The organism is Carnobacterium divergens DSM 20623, assembly GCF_000744255.1.
In the GTDB taxonomy this organism is placed as follows: Bacteria; Bacillota; Bacilli; order Lactobacillales; family Carnobacteriaceae; genus Carnobacterium; species Carnobacterium divergens.
In genome coordinates this window covers 620,171-641,669 of record NZ_JQLO01000001.1, presented here as the reverse complement: position 1 = coordinate 641,669, position 21,499 = coordinate 620,171, and the positions used below count along the sequence as shown (strand labels likewise).

General features: G+C 35.1%; 22 protein-coding genes and 1 other annotated feature. Of the genes, 4 read left to right on the top strand and 18 right to left on the bottom strand.

The annotated features are described in order from the left end of the window. Window positions 1-16: 16 nt before the first annotated feature. The 3 genes from BR52_RS03185 to macP are packed head-to-tail and all read right to left on the bottom strand — an operon-like array spanning window position 17 to window position 1,543. The gene (locus BR52_RS03185; protein ID WP_034569080.1) at window positions 17-562 is read right to left on the bottom strand and encodes a cysteine hydrolase family protein; all 546 of its coding nucleotides are present in this window, start codon (window positions 560-562) and stop codon (window positions 17-19) included. A 12-nt stretch (window positions 563-574) separates the two neighbouring features. After that, window positions 575-1,267, bottom strand: coding sequence for a 5'-methylthioadenosine/adenosylhomocysteine nucleosidase (locus BR52_RS03180; RefSeq protein WP_034569079.1), 693 nt, complete (start codon window positions 1,265-1,267; stop codon window positions 575-577). Window positions 1,268-1,285: 18 nt separating this feature from the next. Beyond that, on the bottom strand, window positions 1,286-1,543 hold the full coding sequence (macP, locus tag BR52_RS03175; RefSeq protein WP_034569078.1) for a cell wall synthase accessory phosphoprotein MacP: 258 nt from the start codon (window positions 1,541-1,543) through the stop codon (window positions 1,286-1,288). A gap of 325 nt (window positions 1,544-1,868) precedes the next feature. Between macP and BR52_RS03170 the strand changes: the two genes are divergently transcribed. The 4 genes from BR52_RS03170 to BR52_RS03155 all read left to right on the top strand — a co-directional run bounded on the left by BR52_RS03170 (window position 1,869) and on the right by BR52_RS03155 (window position 5,145). Further along, window positions 1,869-2,612, top strand: a complete 744-nt coding sequence (locus tag BR52_RS03170; RefSeq protein WP_051915616.1) for a 5-bromo-4-chloroindolyl phosphate hydrolysis family protein — start codon at window positions 1,869-1,871, stop codon at window positions 2,610-2,612. 1 nt (window position 2,613) lies between these two features. Then, entirely contained in the window at window positions 2,614-3,849 is a 1,236-nt protein-coding gene (locus tag BR52_RS03165) for a toxic anion resistance protein (protein WP_034569076.1), read from the top strand. Window positions 3,850-4,056: 207 nt separating this feature from the next. Then, window positions 4,057-4,308: a GlsB/YeaQ/YmgE family stress response membrane protein gene (locus BR52_RS03160; RefSeq protein WP_034569074.1), complete on the top strand. Its 252-nt coding sequence runs from the start codon at window positions 4,057-4,059 to the stop codon at window positions 4,306-4,308. A 129-nt stretch (window positions 4,309-4,437) separates the two neighbouring features. Next, window positions 4,438-5,145, top strand: a complete 708-nt coding sequence (locus tag BR52_RS03155) for a glucosamine-6-phosphate deaminase (RefSeq protein WP_034569072.1) — start codon at window positions 4,438-4,440, stop codon at window positions 5,143-5,145. A gap of 50 nt (window positions 5,146-5,195) precedes the next feature. On the opposite strand, the gene BR52_RS03150 is transcribed toward BR52_RS03155, so the two are convergent. From BR52_RS03150 to murG, 15 genes are all read right to left on the bottom strand, one after another. After that, window positions 5,196-6,125, bottom strand: a complete 930-nt coding sequence (locus BR52_RS03150; RefSeq protein WP_034569071.1) for an alpha/beta hydrolase — start codon at window positions 6,123-6,125, stop codon at window positions 5,196-5,198. Window positions 6,126-6,229: 104 nt separating this feature from the next. Further along, a complete protein-coding gene (gene budA, locus BR52_RS03145; RefSeq protein WP_034569069.1) occupies window positions 6,230-6,946 on the bottom strand; it encodes an acetolactate decarboxylase in 717 nt (238 codons plus the stop codon). A gap of 34 nt (window positions 6,947-6,980) precedes the next feature. Beyond that, window positions 6,981-8,645 carry an acetolactate synthase AlsS gene (alsS, locus tag BR52_RS03140; protein ID WP_034569068.1) on the bottom strand — a complete coding sequence of 555 codons (1,665 nt, stop codon included), beginning with the start codon at window positions 8,643-8,645 and terminating at the stop codon, window positions 6,981-6,983. Between the two features lie 342 nt (window positions 8,646-8,987). Then, window positions 8,988-9,188, bottom strand: coding sequence for a cold-shock protein CspD (cspD, locus tag BR52_RS03135; RefSeq protein WP_034569066.1), 201 nt, complete (start codon window positions 9,186-9,188; stop codon window positions 8,988-8,990). A gap of 228 nt (window positions 9,189-9,416) precedes the next feature. Then, window positions 9,417-10,409, bottom strand: a complete 993-nt coding sequence (gene dapF, locus BR52_RS03130) for a diaminopimelate epimerase (RefSeq protein ID WP_034569065.1) — start codon at window positions 10,407-10,409, stop codon at window positions 9,417-9,419. Between the two features lie 122 nt (window positions 10,410-10,531). Continuing rightward, window positions 10,532-13,318 (bottom strand): isoleucine--tRNA ligase, encoded by a 2,787-nt coding sequence (gene ileS / locus BR52_RS03125; protein ID WP_034569063.1) that lies wholly within the window; start codon window positions 13,316-13,318, stop codon window positions 10,532-10,534. Window positions 13,319-13,384: 66 nt separating this feature from the next. Further along, window positions 13,385-13,601: a binding site (T-box leader), on the bottom strand. Beyond that, window positions 13,599-14,285: a DivIVA domain-containing protein gene (locus BR52_RS03120; protein WP_081890693.1), complete on the bottom strand. Its 687-nt coding sequence runs from the start codon at window positions 14,283-14,285 to the stop codon at window positions 13,599-13,601. Its footprint overlaps the feature before it by 3 nt. Before the next feature lie 81 nt (window positions 14,286-14,366). Further along, entirely contained in the window at window positions 14,367-15,149 is a 783-nt protein-coding gene (locus tag BR52_RS03115) for a YlmH family RNA-binding protein (RefSeq protein ID WP_034569062.1), read from the bottom strand. Window positions 15,150-15,169: 20 nt separating this feature from the next. Beyond that, a complete protein-coding gene (locus BR52_RS03110; RefSeq protein ID WP_034569061.1) occupies window positions 15,170-15,460 on the bottom strand; it encodes a YggT family protein in 291 nt (96 codons plus the stop codon). A gap of 21 nt (window positions 15,461-15,481) precedes the next feature. Beyond that, entirely contained in the window at window positions 15,482-15,979 is a 498-nt protein-coding gene (locus BR52_RS03105; protein ID WP_034569059.1) for a cell division protein SepF, read from the bottom strand. Window positions 15,980-15,998: 19 nt separating this feature from the next. Then, a complete protein-coding gene (locus BR52_RS03100; RefSeq protein WP_034569058.1) occupies window positions 15,999-16,673 on the bottom strand; it encodes a YggS family pyridoxal phosphate-dependent enzyme in 675 nt (224 codons plus the stop codon). Next, on the bottom strand, window positions 16,674-17,945 hold the full coding sequence (gene ftsZ / locus BR52_RS03095) for a cell division protein FtsZ (protein ID WP_034569056.1): 1,272 nt from the start codon (window positions 17,943-17,945) through the stop codon (window positions 16,674-16,676). It lies immediately after the preceding gene. A gap of 56 nt (window positions 17,946-18,001) precedes the next feature. Further along, window positions 18,002-19,312 (bottom strand): cell division protein FtsA, encoded by a 1,311-nt coding sequence (gene ftsA, locus BR52_RS03090; RefSeq protein WP_034569055.1) that lies wholly within the window; start codon window positions 19,310-19,312, stop codon window positions 18,002-18,004. A gap of 142 nt (window positions 19,313-19,454) precedes the next feature. After that, complete coding sequence (locus tag BR52_RS03085) at window positions 19,455-20,363, bottom strand: cell division protein FtsQ/DivIB (RefSeq protein ID WP_034569054.1); 909 nt, start codon at window positions 20,361-20,363, stop codon at window positions 19,455-19,457. A gap of 23 nt (window positions 20,364-20,386) precedes the next feature. Further along, window positions 20,387-21,490, bottom strand: a complete 1,104-nt coding sequence (murG, locus tag BR52_RS03080; protein WP_034569051.1) for an undecaprenyldiphospho-muramoylpentapeptide beta-N-acetylglucosaminyltransferase — start codon at window positions 21,488-21,490, stop codon at window positions 20,387-20,389. Between the last annotated feature and the right edge of the window lie 9 nt (window positions 21,491-21,499).

The window sequence follows — 21,499 nt, the reverse complement described above, 5'->3', positions numbered from 1 at the left end:
TTCCAGTTTACCTTGCTTAAAGAATAATTGCACCTAATGTGTTTTTAAAATGTCTCAATGCCCAACGATGACCCTCAGAATCAAAACTAGCAACCGCTTTTTCATGAACGACAATTTGATAGCCTAAATTATAAGCATCTACAGCTGTATGCAGCACGCAAATATCTGTACAAACACCCGTTAAATGAAGCTCCTTAATGTTACGCTCTCTTAAACGGATATCTAGATCCGTGCCACTAAATGCTGAATAGTGTCGTTTATCTATCCAATGAACCGTTGATTTATCTTGATTTCCTTCATAGACATCTGCTAATTTCCCATAAAGTTTTCGACCGTTAGAGCCCATTAAATTATGCGGTGGAAACAGTTTATTTTCAGGATGATACGTATCTTTTTCATCGTGTCCGTCAATTAAAAATACAACATATTCATCTGCTGAAATAAAATCTCTCGTAACATCAACTAAATGATTTTCAATTTTCTGTCCTGCTTCTCCTGTAGTAAGGATACCGTCTGTTGCAACAAAATCATTCGTATAATCAATAGATAAAAGAGCTCTCATCTTAATTCCTCCTTATGCTAAATCATGAATAAGTTCCATCACCATCAAAGCAGATTTTTTCCCAGCTTCAATAATAAACTCATCAAAAGTAACCCCTGCTTCTTCATCAGCCGTATCTGACATGGCACGCACAATCACAAATGGAACGTCAAATTGATGACAGACTTGTGCAATTGCTGCGCCTTCCATTTCAGCGGCTAACACGTCTGGAAAGTTCTTCATAATTTTTGTGGTTGCTTCTTTTCCAGCAATAAAGGAGTCACTCGTTACAATTAGGCCTTTAACTGGCGTTAAGCTAGCTTTTTTAGCTGCTTCAATTACTTTCTCAACGATTGCTGCATCTGCAACATAACGAGCAGGCATTTGTGGAACCTGACCAATTACATAACCAAAAACGGTCGCATCCACATCATGATAGGCCATTTCTGAAGAAACGACGACATCGCCAATTTTCAACCCTTGTCCAATGCCGCCAGCAGATCCTGTATTGATGACCAAATCAATATCATGTTTTGCTAACAGTAACGTAGTTGTAATAGCTGCATTTACTTTTCCAATTCCCGAACGTACCAAAACAACTTCAATACCGTCAAGAGTCCCTTCAATGAAATCAGCTTTCGCTTCAGTCCATTCCTTTGTAACAGTCATTTTGCTCTTTAATAGGATAACTTCTTCTTCCATTGCACCAATAATTCCAATTTTCATCTATAAAACTCCTTTTTTTTAAACAAGAAATACAATTGCTAAAACAATTGCTAATAAAACCGCCACAATCAAAATAGCTTTCGTTAAAAAACGCCCAGTTTCACGACTTTTTTCATTTTCAATCACTCGACTTTTTGTTACTTGTCCCTCTTTTTCTAATTGCTTTTGATACTCTCTTTCAACCTTAAGGCGTTCTTTGTCACGTTTTTTGCGATTTTTTTCTTCTTGCTCCTTTAATTTTTTTAATTCCGTTCGAGTCATTTCTGGTTTAGACATGTAGCGATTCACTCACTTTCATTCTTACATTTAATAATGCCTATTAATTAGCCTAACTAATTATAAACTTATTTACTTGTTTTTCCTTTAACTTTTAAAACCCGCTAGCCTCTTATTATGACCTATCATACCGTGCTCATCGATAATTTTCAATTAGAATTCATTCTTTTCTTATTATTTTGCTTCTCTCTATTCTAAAAGACTTAGATGGAAATACTTCTTTAGTCGCATAGGATAAGTAGCTAGATTTGTGCTAAAATAGAACTACATCACCCGATGAAAAAAACGGAAATTTTAATAAATACAACTAATGGAGTTGAGACATATGAAAAAATTACTCAAAAATATTTCAGATATTTTATCTTACACGATTGGCAGTGTTTCTTGCTTACTAATCTTTATCCTGCTACTTTTTTTCTTTAAAGTAGGCCTATTTCTTTCCATTCTATGGACAGTCTTAATCGGAGGTGTATTTTTGTTTTTCAAACGTAAAAATAAAAACGGAACGAGCTTGCAAAAGGCAACGGATGAAAAATTACAACGCTTAACTTCTGAAAAAGAAGACTTTTATTTGCAACAAGGGCTATCTAAAGAAGAAATGATCTTCTTTAGAGAAACAATGAATACAGCTAAAAATCAAATCGTTCTATTGGAAAAAAATTTCATTCAAGTTTCTAAATTAAAAACAATTGAAACTCGCAATGACACGATTCAATTAACAAAATCACTTTTTAAAGAAATCGTGGAAGAACCAAGACGTTTACATGAAGTGGATCAATTTTTATATGTTCACTTACCTTCCCTAGTTGAGTTAACAAGTAAATATATTGAAATCAACCAACATAAAGTTAAAAATAAAGCAACATTTGATGTCCTTGATAAAAGTGCGACCACGATTGACCAAATGTGTCAGTTAATTGCAACAGACTATGAACATTTTATGTCTAATGATTTAGAAGACATGGACATCGAGCTAGAACTTGCAAAACAAACTCTTGCAAGAGATAATGAAGCAACAAATTTAACTGAAAACGAAGATTCAAATGAATCGTTAAAGGAGCGACTATAATATGACTGAATTAGATGATACCATTCAACCACAAGAACCCACAATCAAAGAAGTAAACAATGAATTAGATGAGTTATTAGCAAATCCTTTTTCAGATGCAACGGCTGCACCAAGCGTTCAAGTTGACCCTTTACAAGCAGTTGGTGCGGATGCACCTGCCCCACGAATGATTGATCGTTTGCCAAAAGAACGTCAAGTCCAAGCAAAAGCATTAGCTGAACAAATTGATGTTGCCAATGCCCAAGCTATTATGAGCTATGGTGCCGCTGCGCAACAAAAATTAGGTGAATTTTCTCATACAATGTTAAATCATGTCCAAAATCAAGACACTGGTGAGATTGGAGAGTCTTTAAATGACTTAATGTACCGTTTAAACGAAGCAAATCCAGATGAGTTACGAGCAGAAGATAACAATGTTTTCAAAAAAATATTTGGTAAAGTTCGTAAATCAATTTATGAGATGACTTCTAAATATCAAAAAATCGGTGCGCAAATTGATAAGATTGCCATTAAACTAGACCGAGAAAAAAATGGCTTATTAAATGACAACATGATGCTAGAGCAGCTCTACCAAAAAAATAAAGATTACTTTGATGCACTAAATATTTATATTGCTGCAGGCGAAGTTAAGATGGAAGAATTACAAGTTACCTTAATTCCAGAAGCAATTAAACAAGCTGAACAGTCAAATGATCAAATGGATGTTCAAGTTGTCAATGACTTAAACCAATTTTTAGATCGCCTTGAAAAACGTACCCATGACTTAAGATTAGCTCGCCAAATGACAATTCAGCAAGCTCCGCAAATTCGTTTGATTCAAAATACAAACCAAGCTTTGGCAGAAAAAATTCAATCTTCGATTAATACAGCAATTCCTCTTTGGAAAAATCAGATTGCAATTGCGCTAACCCTTCTTCGTCAAAAAGATGCTGTCACTGCTCAACGACAAGTTTCTGAAACAACGAATGACTTATTGAAGAAAAATTCTGCTATGTTAAAAATCTCAGCAATTGAAACTGCTAAAGAGAATGAGCGTGGCGTGATTGATATCGAAACCTTACAACAAACACAAGATGACTTAGTTGAAACCCTACAAGAAACATTGAAAATTCAACAAGAAGGTCGTGTAAAACGGAAAGAAGCTGAAAAAGAATTATCTGTAATGGAAACCGATTTACGAGATAAATTACTCGCTTTAACTTCCGACGATAATCAAGCTAATCAATATTTGAAATAACTTTTAAAGGAGCAGAGAAACCAATAGATGGTTTCTCTGCTCCTTTTTATTTTATCCCCTCTTTTATTTTCGTTATTTAATCTTTAGCTTAATTTCTTAGAATTTCCAGATGTATGAGCATATCTTTTGAATTGTGAACGAATTATGTCTATACTATTAATGTAATCTTAAATGATTAATAGAATTAAGTGATTGGAGGAATGTACAATGTTAGGATTTATTTGGTCAATTATCGTAGGTGGTATTTTAGGAGCTATCGGTGGTATGATTCTTGGTAAAGACGTACCAGGTGGTGTGATTGGGAACATTATCGTAGGATTCTTAGGATCTTGGGTAGGATCATCATTATTTGGTAGTTGGGGACCTTCAATTGGTGGTTTTGCAATTTTACCAGCTTTGATTGGTGCAGTTATTTTAATTTTCATCTACTCTTTAATTGTTGGCAATCGTAATAAATAAAAAAAATAAACCCTCTAAGAGGGTTTATTTTTTTTATTTAAGGAAACTACTTGCTATGTAATGCATTACACGCTTTATACTTATACATATGAAAACGATAACAATTACTAACTAATGGGAGGAACGAATATGCAATTAATTATTGAAGAGTCTTATAAAAAAATGAGTGAAACTGCTACTAAACTAATAGTTGGAAAAATGTTAAATGATCGTCGTGTCAATCTTTCAATTACAGCTGGAAATAGCCCTAAGAAAATTTATGAAGCATTAGCACCGTTAGTTAAAAACAAATCCTATTTATCCAACGTTCATTATTATAGCTTTGATGAAGTTCCATTAAAAAATGAAGTAGTTGGTATGACGGAAGGTTTATTGAGGGAGCAATTTTTGACACCTGCTGGAATTCCAGAATCACATGTTCACTTTGTCTCTCCTGCCAATTATCAAAGCTATGACGAGGAAATAGAAGCTGTTGGTGGGTTGGATGCCATGCTAATTGGAATTGGTGCTGACGGTCATTTTTGTGGCAATATGCCTGGTTCTACAAAATTTGAAAACTTCACCTACCAAGTAACTGTAGCACCAAAATATCCATGGTACAAAAGCTTGGTTAATGATTTAGGAGAAAGAACTCCTGACTCATTTGTCACAATGGGACCGGCAAGTATTATGCGCGTGAAGCATCTTATTTTAATTGCAAATGGAAAACATAAAGCTGCTATTATTAAGAAAGCATTAGAGGGTCCTGTTGATCCTAATATTCCTTCTTCTATTTTAAAGCTTCATCCAAATTTAACAGTTATTTTAGATCAAGAGGCTGCAAGTCAATTAAGTTAATGACAACTAAAAAGAACGCTCATTCTGTGTGAATGAGCGTTCTTTTTATCTTACTCCTTAATATAAGTTGAAACAAAATCATGAATTTCTTTTTCATAGCCTTTTTTATCTTTTACATAAGCTTCAGCGTGTCCGGCGCCTTTGACTATATAAAGCTCTTTTGGTGCTGTAGTTGCTTCATAATTCTCATAAACCATTTCTGTTGGGACAAATAAATCTTTATCGCCATGAATAAAGAGCATCGGAGTTTTATTCTTCTTCAATTGTTCCACTGCACTTGCTTCACCAAATGAATAACCTGCTTTTAATTTGGTAACCACACTTGTCACTGGTATCAATGGGAAACTTGGCAAGTTATACATATCCTTTAATTGATAAACTAATTCATCTGTTACTGAACTATAACCACAATCTTCGACAATCACTTTTACATTTGCTGGCAATTCTTCCCCACTTGTCATCATAACGGTCGCGCCACCCATACTTACTCCAAATAGAGCCAGCTCAGTCGCGCTACCTGTTTCAGTAATCATTAAGTCAATCCATTTCAAATAATCTTTCCGCTCATGCCAACCAAATCCGATATAAGAGCCTTCACTTGTTCCGTGACCTCTGGCATCTGGTGCGAGTACATTGTAACCCCAATCATGGAAAAGCTTAGCATAGGGACTCATTTGTTCATAATTCCCACCATAACCGTGTGCTAAAATAACTGTTTTTTTAGACGGCTCTGCTGCTGGAATATAAAGTGCATTTAATTTCAAGCCATCGTCTGACGTAATCGAGCGTTTTTCTCTTGGTGCTGATTGATACCATTCTTTTTGTGTTTTCCAAGGGTCATCCTTTTTACTAGGTTCTGCTGCTAAAAAATCTTTGTCATTGATTGCAATCGCAACATTGTAAAAATACATTCCTGCTCCAAAAAGCGCAATCCCAATGATTACAACTAGACTTCCAAGTATAATGATCATCTTTTTCATTCTCTACCTCTTTTCTTATCTCATTCATTTTATTAAACTTTTATAAGAGAAGCAAGTAATTTTTTACAAAAAAAAGCCCAACTTTTTAGCTGGGCCTCTCTTTCTTATCCTTCTGATTCTTGAATTTCTTCGTGCAAGTTAGTTTCATCAAATTCTGATTTTAAAAATGTTTCATCATGAATTTGAAAGTGTTGCTCTAGTGTTTCAAGGGTTTGAATTTCTAAAACACCTTTTTCAAGTACAAAATCTAAAATATGCCCACCGAATTGTTGGTCTTTATCAATGAAATGCAAATGAAAACCTGCTACTGTAGCTCCCTGAAATAAATCAGGCGCAAAGAAACCAACAATTGTTCCTTCAACATCTGTTTGCGTATACTCAGGTTGCATACGAGAAGCATTAATAAAACGTTGGTAAGGTTTTTCTTGTTTCGGGATAATACGCACGTGCATTATTTTAAAATGTCCTTTGATTTTAATCCCAGAAAACGTATTTAAACTACTCATTTTTTCTCTTAAGAAAGTTTTCACTTCTTCGCTTGTCATTTCATTTTCAAGCAGTTCATATTTTTCTCCTTCAAAGTAGGTTACAGCAGCATATGGAACTAATTCTTTTCCAGACAGTTTCACTATTGTTCCATCCGATTTGGCTTGAAAAGCTTCACCATCCAAGACGATTAATTCACCATCTAAAACGTCTAACGTCCCAATCCCCATATTTCCATGACTTAATAACTCATTAATAGAAAATGTCCCATCATATAAGCCTGCCATTAATGTTCCTAATGTTCCATGTTGAAATAAAATTTTGTTTGAGTTCACGACAATGTACTTCCTTTCAATCTCTAGGACTTTTTTAATAAAATTGGTCTGGTAAAATTGTTTTTCCAAGCTCTTTATTATCTTGATAATCGATTGGAATATCTACAATAACGGGACCTTCTGTAGCAAAGGCTGCTTTAAGAACTTCTTTTAATTTGGTTGGTTCATCTACACGCATACCTACCGCACCAAAAGCTTCGGCATATTTCACAAAATCAACAGGTCCAAAGTCAACACCAGAAGCACGACCATATTTCATTTCTTCTTGAAATTCTACCATATTGTAACGTCCATCATTCCAAATTAAGTGTACGATATTTAGATTCCGACGAACTGCCGTTTCAAGCTCTTGAGCTGAAAATAAGAATCCACCATCACCTGAAATAGATACAATTTGAGTATTCGGACGAACCAACGCCGCTGAAATAGCCCAAGGTAGCGCAACACCCAGTGTTTGCATTCCATTACTAAATAATAAATGGCGTGGTTGGTAACTTCTAAAATGACGTGCCATCCAAATATAATGACTTCCAATATCTACTGTTACAGTCATTTCATCCGTCACTATTTTTTGTAGTTCTGAAATCACTGCTAGCGGGTGAGTATAAGAAGATTTTCCATTTTCTGGTGGGACATCTCGTTCGGCTAATTTTTCTTGTAACGTTGTTAAATAATTTTTTGAATCACTTGCTAATTGATAACCTTTTAAATAGGGTAATAAAAAATCTAATGTTTGTGCAATATCCCCAATCAATTCTTTTTCAGGCTGGAAATACTGATCAATTTCAGCAGGTGTGTCATCAATGACAATAATTTTAGCATCCGACTCAGCATTCCAATTTCGTGCTTCATATTCTATTGGATCATAGCCAATCGTAATCACTAAATCACTGCGTTTTAATAACATATCTCCTGGTTGATTTCTAAACAATCCCACTCGTCCAAAGAAGTTCTTTTCAAGATCGTGAGAAATAATTCCTGCTCCTTGAAAAGTTTCTACTACTGGAATTTCAGATACTGCAATAATGTTCCGAATGGCTTGAGTAACTTCAGAACTTGACGCACGCATGCCTAATAATAAAACTGGTAGTTTAGCTTCTTTAATTCGTTGAGAAAGCAACGTGATTTCTACTGGACTGGCAGGTCCTAATTTAGGGGCTTGCAAAGGCATAATGGCAGCATTTTTTATTGGTGAGTCAATGACGTCTTGAGGGATACTCACAAAACTTGCGCCTTGTTTTGAACTTCTAGCTGCACGATACGCATTTGACATCACCTCAGAAATATTTTCTGGTTCTTGAATTTCAGCACTGTATTTTGTAATTGGCTCAAACAAAGCAGCATTATCCATACTTTGATGTGTCAGTTTTAGCAAATCAGCTCGTTTCACTTGTCCTCCAATTGCAAGAACTGGATCTCCTTCAGCAGTTGCAGTGACTAATCCAGTTGCCAAATTACTTGCTCCTGGTCCACTGGTTGCAATTACAACGCCAGGTTTACCTGTTAATCGTCCAATTCCAGCAGCCATAAATGCAGCATTTTGTTCATGACGAGCGACAATTAATTCAGGTCCTCTATCTAATAAACTGTCAAAAACACGGTCAATTTTTGCTCCCGGAATTCCAAAAACATACTCGACTTCGTGATTAATTAAACTATCGACAACAGCGTCTCCACCATATTTTATTTTTTCTGACATATTCAATTCCTCCACCTATCTCATTTAACTTTAACTATTCATATTATATAATGATATCATAAGTAATAGATTTTACAACTAATTGAAACAGAAAACTTCCAACTATAAAATAACAAATTATAGGAACACTCGCGAGGAAAAAGCCTTACTCTAATCGCCTTAATATATAAAACGTTTACAACTAATTATTAAGGCCTATTCTGCTCTCTTTACTTTTTTAATCCGATCTTATATTAATACAATTTTGTATTTTTTATATCTTTTTCAAGTTTAATTTGATGCAAGTAAAAAAAAGAAGTGACTCCATAGAAAGGAGTCACTTCTTTTGATTGAATTCAAAAATTATAGTTTTACAACGTTAGCTGCTTGTGCGCCACGATTTCCTTCAACGATTTCGAATTCTACTGGTTGGCCTTCTTCAAGTGTTTTAAAACCGTCACCTGTAATTGCGCTAAAATGTACGAATACATCTTCTCCGCCTTCTACTTCGATAAAGCCAAAACCTTTTTCACTGTTAAACCATTTTACTGTACCTTTTTCCATCTGTCCGTGACCTCCATTTATCTCTTTTTGCAATAGATTTCTTTGATAAAAAGTCCAAGTTTAGTTGTTTCTATTTTAATTAAAAGAGAAATAAACCATTCAAGTCCTCTTGAATTCAAACTCTTCTCGCCATTATAAAAGTAAACCCATCACGAATCCATTATAGCTCAATATTTTTTCTTATGCAAGGGTTTTACACGTTGGTTTAATAACCTTTTTAATATATTTTTAGTTCTTTTTTAAAACGTTTTGAGCCTCTTTGATAAATTCTTGATACGCGTCATTTTCATTTAAAATCATTAATTGGCTATTACTAAAATCACCCTTTTGTGCATCTGATAACGATAGTGTGATTTTTTGTAAATAGGTAGCATTTCCAATTAATTCCATCCAATAATTGTCTTCATTGTCTTGATGAACAATCGTTTGAACCATTCCACCTGGATTGAAAACTTGAATTTTTTGATCAAATGACCCCTCTTTTAATAAAACATACATTAGACTGCTGGCAGACATCGCTGTCCCACAAGCATTTGTAAAACCAACGCCACGCTCATAAGTTTTCACAAAAATTTGATCTTTTCCTAATACTTCAACAAAACTAACATTAACGCCATCAATAAAATAAGGGTTTTCTCCATTAACGAATCGTGCTATTTCTTCAAGTAAAGGACTCTCCATTGTTTCATGGTCAACAAAACTAATTAAATGTGGATTTGGAACCGCCACTGCTGAAAATAACAGCTTTGAATCTAGCTCTTTAAATGGCTGATTGATTAACGTTTCTCCTTTGCCAATTAAAGGCAGTGTAGAAGTTTGAAAAGATACAGGTGAAATTTCTACTTGATAGGTTGCAACATCATTCCCAATTTCAGTGGTTTTTTGAACTAATAAATTGGCATGCATCGTTTCTACATGAAAGTAATCTAATTGCTCTTTTTCTGCAAGGTAACGCGCCACCGTTCTTAACCCATTGCCACACATACTCGCTTCACTACCGTCACTATTGATTACACGCATTTTAGCAACTGCTTCCGGCTGTGAGCTCTTAGTGATTAATAGAATTCCATCTGCTCCATTCAATAAACCTGTTTCACGATTCGTTAACGTTGTTGTTACTTTCATTATTTCTGCTTCTGTTAAAGGTCTTTCTAAAATTGTTTCATCAAGAATGAAAAAACTATTTTCTGAACCGTGAACTTTTATCAGGTCAAGTTCCATCAAAACCACTCCTCTATGTCCATTTTAATAACATTATCTTATCATAAAAACGATTAGTTGACTATTTACTTCATTGAGTAAAAAAACCGAATCTTAATTTCTAAGATTCGGTTCAATTGAATTTACTCCGCTTCTTCTGGTAAAAGAGCTGCTGGATAATGTTCCTCGACAATTGTAGCACAACGATCACACAAGTTTGGAGCGTCTGAATGACTGCCAACGTCATGTTTCACTCCACGACATCGCTCACAAGTTTCTCCTTCAGCTTTTTCAATCAAAATGGCTGCAGAATCAAATTGTAATGCATTTTCAGGTGCTGTTTCTTTCATGCCTTTTACTTCTAAATCAGACACAATAAACAGTTGAGCAAGATTGCTATCTAAAGCAGCAATCAACGCTTTCGTTTGTTCATTTGGATAAAGCACTAATTTTGCTTCAAAGGATTTTCCAATTTTCTTTTCATTTCGCGCTTCTTCTAGTGCTTTTTGAACATCATTTCTTAAGTCCATAAAGGCTTCCCACATATCCACTAATTCTTCTTCATTTGGATAATGAGTCACTTCTGGCATTTCTGCTAATTGAACATAGTCTTCTTCCTCGTTTAAGAAATCCCAAACCTCTTCGGCTGTATGAGGTAAAATTGGTGTCAATAATTTTGTTAATGTTACTAATACTTCATAAAAAACAGTTTGCATTGCACGACGCTCATAGGCATCTGCCGCTTCAATATAAACAACATCTTTAGCAAAGTCTAGATAAAATTGTGATAGGTCAACCGTACAGAAGTTGTTGATTAATTGATAAATTGTAGAGAATTCATATTTTTCATAGCTTTCTTCTACTTTTCCAACTAATTGATTTAGTCGAATCATTAAATATTTATCTACTGAACGCAAATTGTTATAGTCGACTGCATCTGCTTTTTGATCAAAATCAGATGTATTTGCCAATAGGAAACGTAAAGTATTACGGATTTTACGATAAACTTCTGAAACTTGTTTTAAGATTTCATCACTTACTCGAACATCTGCTTGCGTATCAACACTAGCTACCCATAAACGAATAATATCTGCGCCCATTTGTTTCACAACTTTTTCAGGTAAAATCGTATTTCCGATTGATTTACTCATCTTGCGACCTTCACCATCTAATACCATCCCTTGAGAAAGAACCGTTTTGTATGGTGCAATTCCGTTAATTGCGACACTTGTTGTAATACTTGAGTTAAACCAACCACGGTACTGATCTGACCCTTCTAGATACATATCAGCTGGATACGTTAAATAAGGTCTCGCTGCTAAAACGGCTTGGTGAGAAGAGCCTGAATCAAACCAAACATCCATAATGTCATTTTCTTTTGTAAATTCACCATTTGGACTTGATGGATGAGTAAATCCTGCAGGTAATAAGTCTTTTGCTTCTCTTTCAAACCAAACATTTGAACCATGTTCGCCAAATAATGTCGCAACGTGGTCAATTGTTTCTGGAGTAATAATAGCTTCTCCATTTTCACCATAGAAAATTGGCAATGGAACACCCCATGCACGTTGTCTTGAAATAACCCAATCGCCACGATCACGAACCATATTATAAAGACGAGTCATTCCCCATTTTTGAACCCATTCAACGCCTTCAACAGCTGTTAAAATATCCGCGCGGATGTCATCAATTGAAGCAAACCATTGCGGTGTTGCTCGGAAAATAACCGGTTTTTTTGTTCTCCAGTCATGTGGGTAACTATGAGTAAAGAAATCAAGTTTTAGTAATGCTCCTTTTTCGTCAAGAGCTTCTGTAATCAATTTATTTCCTTTGTCATAAAAGACACCTTCAAAACCAGGAGCTTCATCAGTGAAGACACCACGATCGTCAATTGGTGATAAAACACCTAATTTATATTTTTGGCCAATAATAAAGTCATCGTCACCATGTCCTGGAGCTGTATGAACTAAACCAGTACCAGCGTCTAACGTCACATGATCGCCGACCATTACTAATGAGGTGCGTTCGTATAGTGGATGTTGTGCCGTCATATATTCCATTTCAGACCCTTTTAATTCACTTAAAACTTCAACAGACTCCCAGCCAATTGCATTTTGAACCGTTTCTAATAGGTCCTTAGCCACTACAAACTTTTTGCCGTCAGCTAAAACAACTACATAATCATATAAGGCATTTACTGAGATTCCTAAGTTAGAAGGAATTGTCCAAGGCGTTGTTGTCCAAATAACTAAGGACGTATCAGTATCTAAGACTCCTTTTCCGTCTACTACTTTAAATGCGACGTAGATTGAAGGAGATTTAACGTCTTTGTATTCAATTTCCGCTTCTGCTAGTGCTGATTCGCTTGAAGGTGACCAGTAAATTGGTTTTAATCCTTTGTAAATATAGCCTTTTTCAGCCATTTTTCCAAAGACACGAATTTGTGCTTCTTCGTATTCTGGTTGTAACGTTACATAAGGATGATCCCATTCTCCAGCAACACCTAAACGTTTGAAATCTTCACGTTGTTTGTTGACTTGCTCCCATGCATATTCTTCACATTTTTTACGGAATTCAGCGACTGTCATTTCTTTGCGCTTAACTCCTTTATTTGTTAAAGCTTGCTCGATTGGCAAACCATGAGTATCCCAACCAGGAACGTATGGTGAACGGAAACCTGACATTGATTTATGACGGATAATGATGTCTTTGCTGATTTTGTTTAAGGCATGCCCCATATGGATATTGCCATTTGCATAAGGAGGGCCATCATGTAAAACAAAGCTTGGTTTGCCTTCATTTAATTTTTGACGTTGAGCGTAAATGTCAACAGTCTCCCAATTTTTTTGCCATTCCACTTCTCTTGTTGGTAAATTTCCACGCATTGGAAAATCTGTTTTTCCAAGCTGTAATGTTTCTTTCATTTTCATGTTATATAAACTCCTTATCTATTTTAAAATTTAGTTTAATTTATTAAAAAAAGACTCCACCCCTATAGTAGGGACGAAGTCTTCGTGTTACCACCCAAGTTTAAGAAAAATTTCTTTTTCTCCTCAAGTAATTGTTAACGCCAATCAAACGAATTAGCTTACTTAGTTTCAGCTAATTGACTCCTAGAGGATCTAATCATAACAGGGACTTGCTAGTCTTTCACCATTCACTAGCTCGCTAAAAGTATTGTTATCATTTTTCTGTTCTATTCAAAGTCATTTATTTTTCTTCTGGCAATTCAATAGCTTCCAGTGTACCTTCTACTCGGTAGTTTAAATCTTCTGGCGATTCTTCTGCTACACTTGTATCAACATCATCAAATTTTTTAATATCTGCGACATCAATTGGTTCTTGGATTGCTACTTCTTCCGTGTCTTCAGTTGCTTTTGGTAAATCTGCTAAAACTTCTTTTAAAGTTGGAATTTCCAAGGTTTCTCCTGGTGTTGTTTGTAACAACTCATCCCATTCCTTGTTGCGTACCATTTCTAATTGTGATTCGATCATTAATTGTAGACGTTGTTTAAACACACGACTTTGTTTTTTCAAGCCATCTGTTTCAATGCTAATTTTGCGTGCTTTTGTAACAGCTTCATCTAGTAAACGATCTGCATTTTTTTCAGCATCCATCATGATAATTTTAGATTCTTTATTTGCATTTTCTTTTACGCGATCTGCTGCCTCTTGAGCTACAATAATCGATTTATTTAAAGCATCTTGCAAGTTATTGAAATGTTCTACTTTTTCTTCGCTGAATTTTAATTGTTTCTCTAATTCACGTTTCTCTTTTAGCACCATTTCATAATCTTTAATGATTTGATCTAAATAATCATTGACCTCATCTTGGTCATATCCACGCATCTTGACAGGGAACTCTTTGTTATGTATATCTAACGGAGTTAACACCATGGAAGACACCTCCAATTTCATTTTATATTGTTGTTTACTATTATAAGCTACAAATGGAATTTCTACAAGAAATGTCTTTTGTTATTTAAAAAGAACACCGAATCGAATTCGCCATTTGTCTTTTTTAGTCTTACCTTCAATTTCTTTGATCTGAATTCGACCAAAACCTCGAACAGATAAAATATCTAACAAGCCTATTTCAAAATCAGGTCGCAAGATTTCTGCCCAATTCAATTTTACTTTACCAGCTTCAATCAACTGTTTTGCTCGTTGTCTTGAAATATTGAAAATACTTGAAATAATCGTGTCTATTCGCATGGATGAAACCGTCCCGCTAATATAACTCCAATCATCAATTGGGGTTATAATGTCTACATAGGTCCGTTCTTCAACTCGAATCGACACATTGCCAATTTTTTCAATTTGATTTCGAACATAACTTTCCATTGATTCATCTATAAAAAATTGCCAACGTTCTCCATCACAAATAATATCTCCAAAAAACTCCCGTTTTACCCCAGTTGAAATTAGAGTTCCTAAAATCTTACTATGAGTTAAATGAGCAAACTTTACAGGATAATGAATCTCACATAAAGCAACCTTAAAATCATCTTGCTTGGGAATAAAATATTCTGGGCAAATAAAGGCTCGTTTTCGCTCAGCTGATTCGTATCCGCCAAATAAATACAATTTTAGTTCGCTTCTTTTGCCAATCAACGTTTCAATAATATAGACTTGTCTAGGATCTAAAAACTTGGTCAAATAGGGTGTATATTGATCTTCACATTCTTGAATCCAACCCGTTACAGCATCAATAAAAGAGCGCTCTTCTTTTCTAAAATGCTGATACACATTTTCAATCATCTTTCAGCGCCCCCTTATTCTTATGATGCTATGGTTTGAATTAAAAACATTAAAACATAATAAAGTCCACGATTTACTAAACTTAAAACAATCAATGCCACAATTGGTGAAAAGCTAATCCCTCCAATTGGTGGGATAATTCTTCTAAAGACATCTAAATAAGGCTCACAAAGTCTGGCTAATATTTCTCCTAGCTTAGAATTATAAGCGCCAGGTAACCAAGACAGCAGGGCATAGACAACAATTAAAATAGAATAAATATTAATCGCTTCGGATAACACTCTGTACACAAATATTAAAATATCTATCATATTGTTTTCAAACACCTCTTTCTAGTAGAATTCCTTATCGCGCATCATTTCTGTTAACATACCATCAATTTCAACATTTGGTGGTGTACACAAGAAAATTTCATCGCCGATACGTTGAATATCTCCACTAATTGCATAAATGGTTCCTGTTAAGAAGTCCACAATTCGTTTAGCTTGATCTTCTTCAATCCGATTGAAATTTAAAATCACTGATTCATTTGCCATTAACAAATCTGCAACTTCTTGAACTTCTGAATAAACGCGCGGTTCAAAAACAACAATTTTAGATTGAGATGGAATCGCTTGTTGATTCAAGGGAACAACTTTATTGCTTGTCTTAACAGCGTTGACATTGCGTGTGTTAAATGATGCTTTACTTTTTGGTTCAGTGTAAGCTTTCTCTTGAGCTTGAATAGGCGCTGCTGCTTTTTCAGTTTTTTGATCGTATTCTTCATACTCATAATCTTCTTCTTCATCATTTAAACCAAAAAATTGGCTAAAATTACCCATGAGTCCCATATTCTCGTCCTCCCTTATTTTAGTCTTTAAACAAAGCTGTTCCAACTCGTACAAATGTCGCGCCTTCCTCGGCAGCAATCTGATAGTCATTACTCATTCCCATACTCAATTCTGTACAGGGAGCGTATGAAATGCCTTTAACTTGAATCGTATTTTTTAGTTGATAAAGAGTTGAAAAGGCTTTGCGAATAGTTGCTTCATCTGCATCGATTGGAGCCATTGTCATTAGACCGATGATTTTTATTTTAGAATAGTCTTGTAAAGAATCAATAAAAGCTTCAATCTCTGAAGGATTTATGCCATGTTTCGACTCCTCACCTGTAACATTCACTTCAAGAAAGCAATTGATTGTGTGTTCTGCACGCTTTTCGATTTCCTTAGCTAAAGAAATGCGATCTAACGCATGAAAATAATCAATTTCATTAATAACTTGCTTCACTTTTCTCGTTTGTAAATTACCAATATAATGCCATTTGATGTCATTATCTGGTAAATAAGTTTTTTTTGCTTGTAAACCTTCTGGTCTATTTTCAGCTAAATGACGAATTCCTAAATCATAAATTTCTTTTGTTACTTCATTAGAAACAGCTTTTGTCACTGCAATCAACGTTACATCTGAGCGTTTACGCCCAACTGTATTAATTGCTTGGCATAGCGTTGACTCCACTGCTTCTAAATTTTTAGAAATTTTCATTTATTTACGACGTCTTCTAAAGAATGGTGGTGTGTCTAAACTATCATCGTCATTTCCATGCCCTTTTTCTGGCGATGAATCGCGTTTAAATACATCAAAATCAGCTTTTTCTGTTGGTGCTTCTTCGCGTCCACTTGTTTCACGAACATTAGGCTCACGACGAATATCCCAATCGCCAAATGGATCTTTTTCAGCTTGGTTGCTTGCAGGTGCTGATTGACTTTGTTCCTCATTGCGTTTGCTATAAGGTGTTGCTTCATTTGTATTTGAAAAACTACGCGTTCTTGAACTATCGCGTCGAGCTTCTTGCCCACGTTGATTGTCAATCCCAGTCGCAATTACAGTTACGATTACTTCATCGCCAAGTTTTTCGTTGATTGATGTTCCAAAAATAATATTTACTTCAGTTGTTGAAGCTGCTGAAACGATATCAGAAGCATCTTGTGCTTCAAATAAGGTTAAGTCTGGTCCACCAGTAATGTTTAGTAATACTTGTTCAGCACCATCAATTGATACTTCTAGTAATGGTGAAGAAATCGCTTTTTTAGTTGCTTCAGCTGTTCTGTTTTCACCACTTGCCATACCAATTCCCATCAACGCAGAACCTTGATTTTCCATAACTGTTTTTACATCAGCGAAATCTAAGTTTACATATCCTGGAGCTGTGATTAAATCTGAAATACCTTGTACCCCTTGGCGTAATACGTTATCTGCTTCGTGGAAAGCTTCTAACATTGGTGTCTTTTTGTCAACGATTTCTAGTAAACGATTGTTTGAAATAATAACCAATGTATCTACATGGTCTTTCATTTCAGAAACACCTTCTGCAGCAAAACGGCCACGTTTTGGACCTTCAAAAGTAAAGGGTCTTGTAATAACACCAACAGTCAATGCACTTTGTTCTTTTGCAATTCTAGCAACAATTGGTGCAGCTCCTGTTCCTGTTCCGCCACCCATACCTGCAGTAACAAATATCATATCTGCTCCACTTAAAGCTTCTGCAATTTGTTCTTCACTTTCTTCTGCAGCTTTACGTCCAATTTCTGGATTTGAACCTGCTCCAAGACCTCTTGTTAATTTTGGTCCTAATTGAATTTTGATTTCAGCATTTGAACTTTGTAGTGCTTGAATATCCGTATTAGCAACGATAAATTCAACACCTTTAACACCTTCATCAATCATACGATTTACTGCATTGTTTCCTGCTCCACCGACACCAATAACTTTAATGACAGCACCGTTGTTTATCATTGAATCAAATTCTAATTCCATCCTATTTCCTCCTACTAACATCGATTATTTTCTGTTTTACCATTCGTCTATGTTGATTAATCAAAGAAGTTAGAAAAGAAATTTTTTGCTTTGTTGCTTAACTTATCTTCTTCTTTTTTTGGCTGTTTTTCTTCTCGTGGTGTTGGGGCATTATTTTCAAAAACGTGTTCTTCAACGTGGTGTTGGTTCACTCGTTCATCCATATGATGCACTTTCCGACCTTTTGATACTGCGTGAATCTCATCTAAATTAGCCACATATTCAATCAAACCAATTCCGGTAGAAAAGGCTGGGAAACGCATGCCCATTTGATCTGGAACATATAGTTTCACATTGATTTCAAAAATATCTTTCGCCAATTCAATCACTCCTGGTAACGAAGCAGCTCCACCAGTTAGAACGATTCCTCCTGGTAATTCTCTTGCACCAACAATATCTAATTCAGCTTTTATTTTTTCGAAAATTTGGACTAGACGAGCTTCAATAATTTCTGATAAATATTGTTCATCAATTTTGACTGGCTCATTTTTGCCAATCGTTTCAACTGGAAAAACTTCATCAGGAGAAGTTTCTTCTGGCAATGCAAATCCATAATCACGTTTAATTTTTTCAGCATTTTCAAGGGTGGTATTCAAAATAATTGAAATATCTTTTGAAACGTATTCGCCACCTTCTGGATCAACAAATGTATATTTTAATTGATTGTCATGAATAACAGAAGCAGAGGTTTGTCCCCCCCCCATATCAATGATAATCGTTCCAAAATCACGTTCGCCTTTTGATAAAGCGGTACTTCCGACTGCAAGAGGTTGAACGACGATTTCCTCAATTTGTAATCCTGCCTTTTCTACACAACGTTTTGTGTTATGTAAAATCGTTTTGGGTCCTGTTAGCATCGTAGCGTGCATTTCTAAACGAACACCAATCATTCCTCTTGGATCACGAATTCCATCAAAGCCATCAACAATAAATTCTTCTGGAATCACCGAAATAATTTCTCTTTCTGGCGGAACTGATCTTACCATTGCCGCAGCCATTACATTTTCAACATCCAACTCACTAATTTCACGATTATCTCCTGAAACGGCAATCATTCCATGGCAACTTTCAATTTCAACACTATTTGATGGAATTCCAACGATGACATTGTTAATATCCATATTTGCTTTTTGTTCAGCTTGTTTAACTGCTTTTTTAATTGATTCAACTGTTTGATCGATGTCGACAATAATCCCTCGACTTAGACCTTCTGATTTTTCATTTCCAACTCCAATAATGTTCATTTGACCATTGACATACTCAGCAACTACTACTTTTATTGAAGTGGTTCCAATATCTAGACTCACATAAATCCCAGTATTTCCCATTAATTGAAACCTCCTTAATTGACCTAAGATTTTAGTTTTTCTCAATAAATGATACACATTTTTAATTTTACCATATTTATCAGTATTTTACGAAGATTTTAGTAGAATTATTCTGTACATTATTAATTTTGTTATTTTTTTATTAAAATGGTTCGAAATAAACGCCCACTTCCATATTTATAATTCCTTTTTGGTCCCCTAAACTTTTTACAAAGCTTGGATAATACGCCATTTTTTCAGCAAAAGATGGGATACTTGCTTGCACTAAATTTCCATCATTCATATTTATTTTAATTAAATAGTCATCTGTTTTATTGGATTGATGCTCAATATCTGACATACTATTTTTAATGTCGCTGCTTAACTGGCTGTATTGTAAAATCATTTCATCTAAAGCAGGTCCTTCTTTAAAGTTCTTAAAGATTGGGGGATTGCCTATTGAAACTTTTCTACTTTCTTTTACAATTTTTCCATTTTCTAAAATATTGTAGTATTGATCGTCTTTAGCTAAGTAAGCTACCGTTTTATATTCTTTGATTGCTACCTCATAGCTGTTAACTCCATCGAATTTTAAATGGACTGATTTAACTTGATTTAATTTCCCTTTAATTTCTTGCTCCATCTTAGCTCGATTAAAATAAGCTTCCCATAAAGAGTCTCCTTTTTTCAATTGACTGGCGTCAATAACCGACTGGTCAAAAACTTCATTTGTACCAGAAACAGTTACTTTTGAAATGCGACTTAAAGGTGAAATAAAATAAAGAATCACTAAAATTGTAAAAGAAAATAAAAAAACCATTGGAATCAATCGACGCAACATCTTTCTTCGTCTTTGTTCCTTTAAACGGGGTAGCTTGTGTTCCATTGAGAGCACTTTTTTTCCAGCTTTGTTTTTCTTTTTTTCTTCGCTACTAACTGTTTTTTCACTATTTTTTTCACTATTTTGTTCAGCTGCTTTTTTTTGCTGTTCTTGCTCCCAAGGAGTTAAAGAAGGCGCAGGCTCTTTAGCAGTATTTTTTTTATACGAACTTCTTTTATTCCAATTTGCCATGCGTCTTCGCTCCCTTCTCGTTTTTAGTTGTTTATTAACTTATTGATTAAACGAATCAATCGATCACTGGCGTCAACTACACCTAATTTTTTTGCTTCTTTTGCCATTTCTTCACGTAAAGGTTCATTCAACATTAATTCGTCTGCTGCTTGAATAAATTGCGCTCCATTTAATTCATTGTCTGGAATCAAACGTGCTGCATTTTGATGAGATAGACTTTCAGCATTTTTTGTTTGATGGTCATTCGTGACGTATGGGCTGGGAATTAATATACTTGGCAAACCTAATGCCGTTAGTTCAGCCAGCGTTGTCGCTCCACTTCTTCCCATTACCACCGAAACATTTGCAAAAACTTCAGGCATATTGTAAATATATGGAACAACAGCCACATTTTTGTTTTGGAGATTTAATTTTTCAACTTCTTGATTGATTTTTTCATAATGAACTTCCCCAGTCGCAAAAAGAACTTGATAGTCTTTTGTTGCTAATTCTGGTAAAGCTTCAAGAAATGCTTCATTAATTTTTCTAGCTCCACGACTCCCACCAAAAATCAATAGTGTTGGAGTTTGAGTTGCTAGACCATATTCAGTTAAAACAGGTGATTTTTCAATATTCGCTACTTCTTGGGCTCTTGGATTCCCAGTTAAAACTACTTTATCTTGAAATTTAGGGAATTCAGCTCTTGCTTCTTCAAAACAAATTGCAATTTTAGATACAAAGCGAGCTAAAAATTTATTGGTTACGCCGGCAACACTGTTTTGCTCATGGATAATGGTAGGTACATTCAATTTAGCAGCTGCGTAAACAACAGGGCCGCAAACATATCCACCCGTTCCAATCACAATATCCGGTTTAAATTCTTTTACAATTTTTTTTGAATCTGCTACACTTTTAAAAAATAATTGAATCGTTTTAAAATTAGAAAGTGATAGAGAACGTTTAAAGCCTTGAATCTCCACTGATTTAAATGGAATTCCCGCCTTTTCAACAATCTTCTTTTCTAAGCCTTTTTCTGTTCCAACATAGAGAACTTCAACAGTGGGATTCATTACTTGAAGACGTCGAATCAGGGCTAGAGCTGGATAAATATGTCCACCAGTGCCACCACCAGATAAAATAATTTTCATAATAATAAC

Coding starts and splice junctions, on each gene's coding strand:
- BR52_RS03085 (WP_034569054.1), bottom strand. CDS start 20,363: ATGGCAAATTGGAATAAAAGAAGTTCGTATAAAAAAAATACTGCTAAA.
- BR52_RS03150 (WP_034569071.1), bottom strand. CDS start 6,125: ATGAAAAAGATGATCATTATACTTGGAAGTCTAGTTGTAATCATTGGG.
- murG (WP_034569051.1), bottom strand. CDS start 21,490: ATGAAAATTATTTTATCTGGTGGTGGCACTGGTGGACATATTTATCCA.
- BR52_RS03160 (WP_034569074.1), top strand. CDS start 4,057: ATGTTAGGATTTATTTGGTCAATTATCGTAGGTGGTATTTTAGGAGCT.
- BR52_RS03120 (WP_081890693.1), bottom strand. CDS start 14,285: ATGGTGTTAACTCCGTTAGATATACATAACAAAGAGTTCCCTGTCAAG.
- dapF (WP_034569065.1), bottom strand. CDS start 10,409: ATGGAACTTGACCTGATAAAAGTTCACGGTTCAGAAAATAGTTTTTTC.
- BR52_RS03180 (WP_034569079.1), bottom strand. CDS start 1,267: ATGAAAATTGGAATTATTGGTGCAATGGAAGAAGAAGTTATCCTATTA.
- BR52_RS03170 (WP_051915616.1), top strand. CDS start 1,869: ATGAAAAAATTACTCAAAAATATTTCAGATATTTTATCTTACACGATT.
- BR52_RS03110 (WP_034569061.1), bottom strand. CDS start 15,460: ATGATAGATATTTTAATATTTGTGTACAGAGTGTTATCCGAAGCGATT.
- ftsA (WP_034569055.1), bottom strand. CDS start 19,312: ATGGGAAATACTGGGATTTATGTGAGTCTAGATATTGGAACCACTTCA.
- BR52_RS03165 (WP_034569076.1), top strand. CDS start 2,614: ATGACTGAATTAGATGATACCATTCAACCACAAGAACCCACAATCAAA.
- macP (WP_034569078.1), bottom strand. CDS start 1,543: ATGTCTAAACCAGAAATGACTCGAACGGAATTAAAAAAATTAAAGGAG.
- ftsZ (WP_034569056.1), bottom strand. CDS start 17,945: ATGGAATTAGAATTTGATTCAATGATAAACAACGGTGCTGTCATTAAA.
- BR52_RS03155 (WP_034569072.1), top strand. CDS start 4,438: ATGCAATTAATTATTGAAGAGTCTTATAAAAAAATGAGTGAAACTGCT.
- ileS (WP_034569063.1), bottom strand. CDS start 13,318: ATGAAAATGAAAGAAACATTACAGCTTGGAAAAACAGATTTTCCAATG.
- BR52_RS03100 (WP_034569058.1), bottom strand. CDS start 16,673: ATGAAAATTTCTAAAAATTTAGAAGCAGTGGAGTCAACGCTATGCCAA.
- BR52_RS03185 (WP_034569080.1), bottom strand. CDS start 562: ATGAGAGCTCTTTTATCTATTGATTATACGAATGATTTTGTTGCAACA.
- BR52_RS03115 (WP_034569062.1), bottom strand. CDS start 15,149: ATGATTGAAAATGTGTATCAGCATTTTAGAAAAGAAGAGCGCTCTTTT.
- cspD (WP_034569066.1), bottom strand. CDS start 9,188: ATGGAAAAAGGTACAGTAAAATGGTTTAACAGTGAAAAAGGTTTTGGC.
- BR52_RS03105 (WP_034569059.1), bottom strand. CDS start 15,979: ATGGGACTCATGGGTAATTTTAGCCAATTTTTTGGTTTAAATGATGAA.
- alsS (WP_034569068.1), bottom strand. CDS start 8,645: ATGTCAGAAAAAATAAAATATGGTGGAGACGCTGTTGTCGATAGTTTA.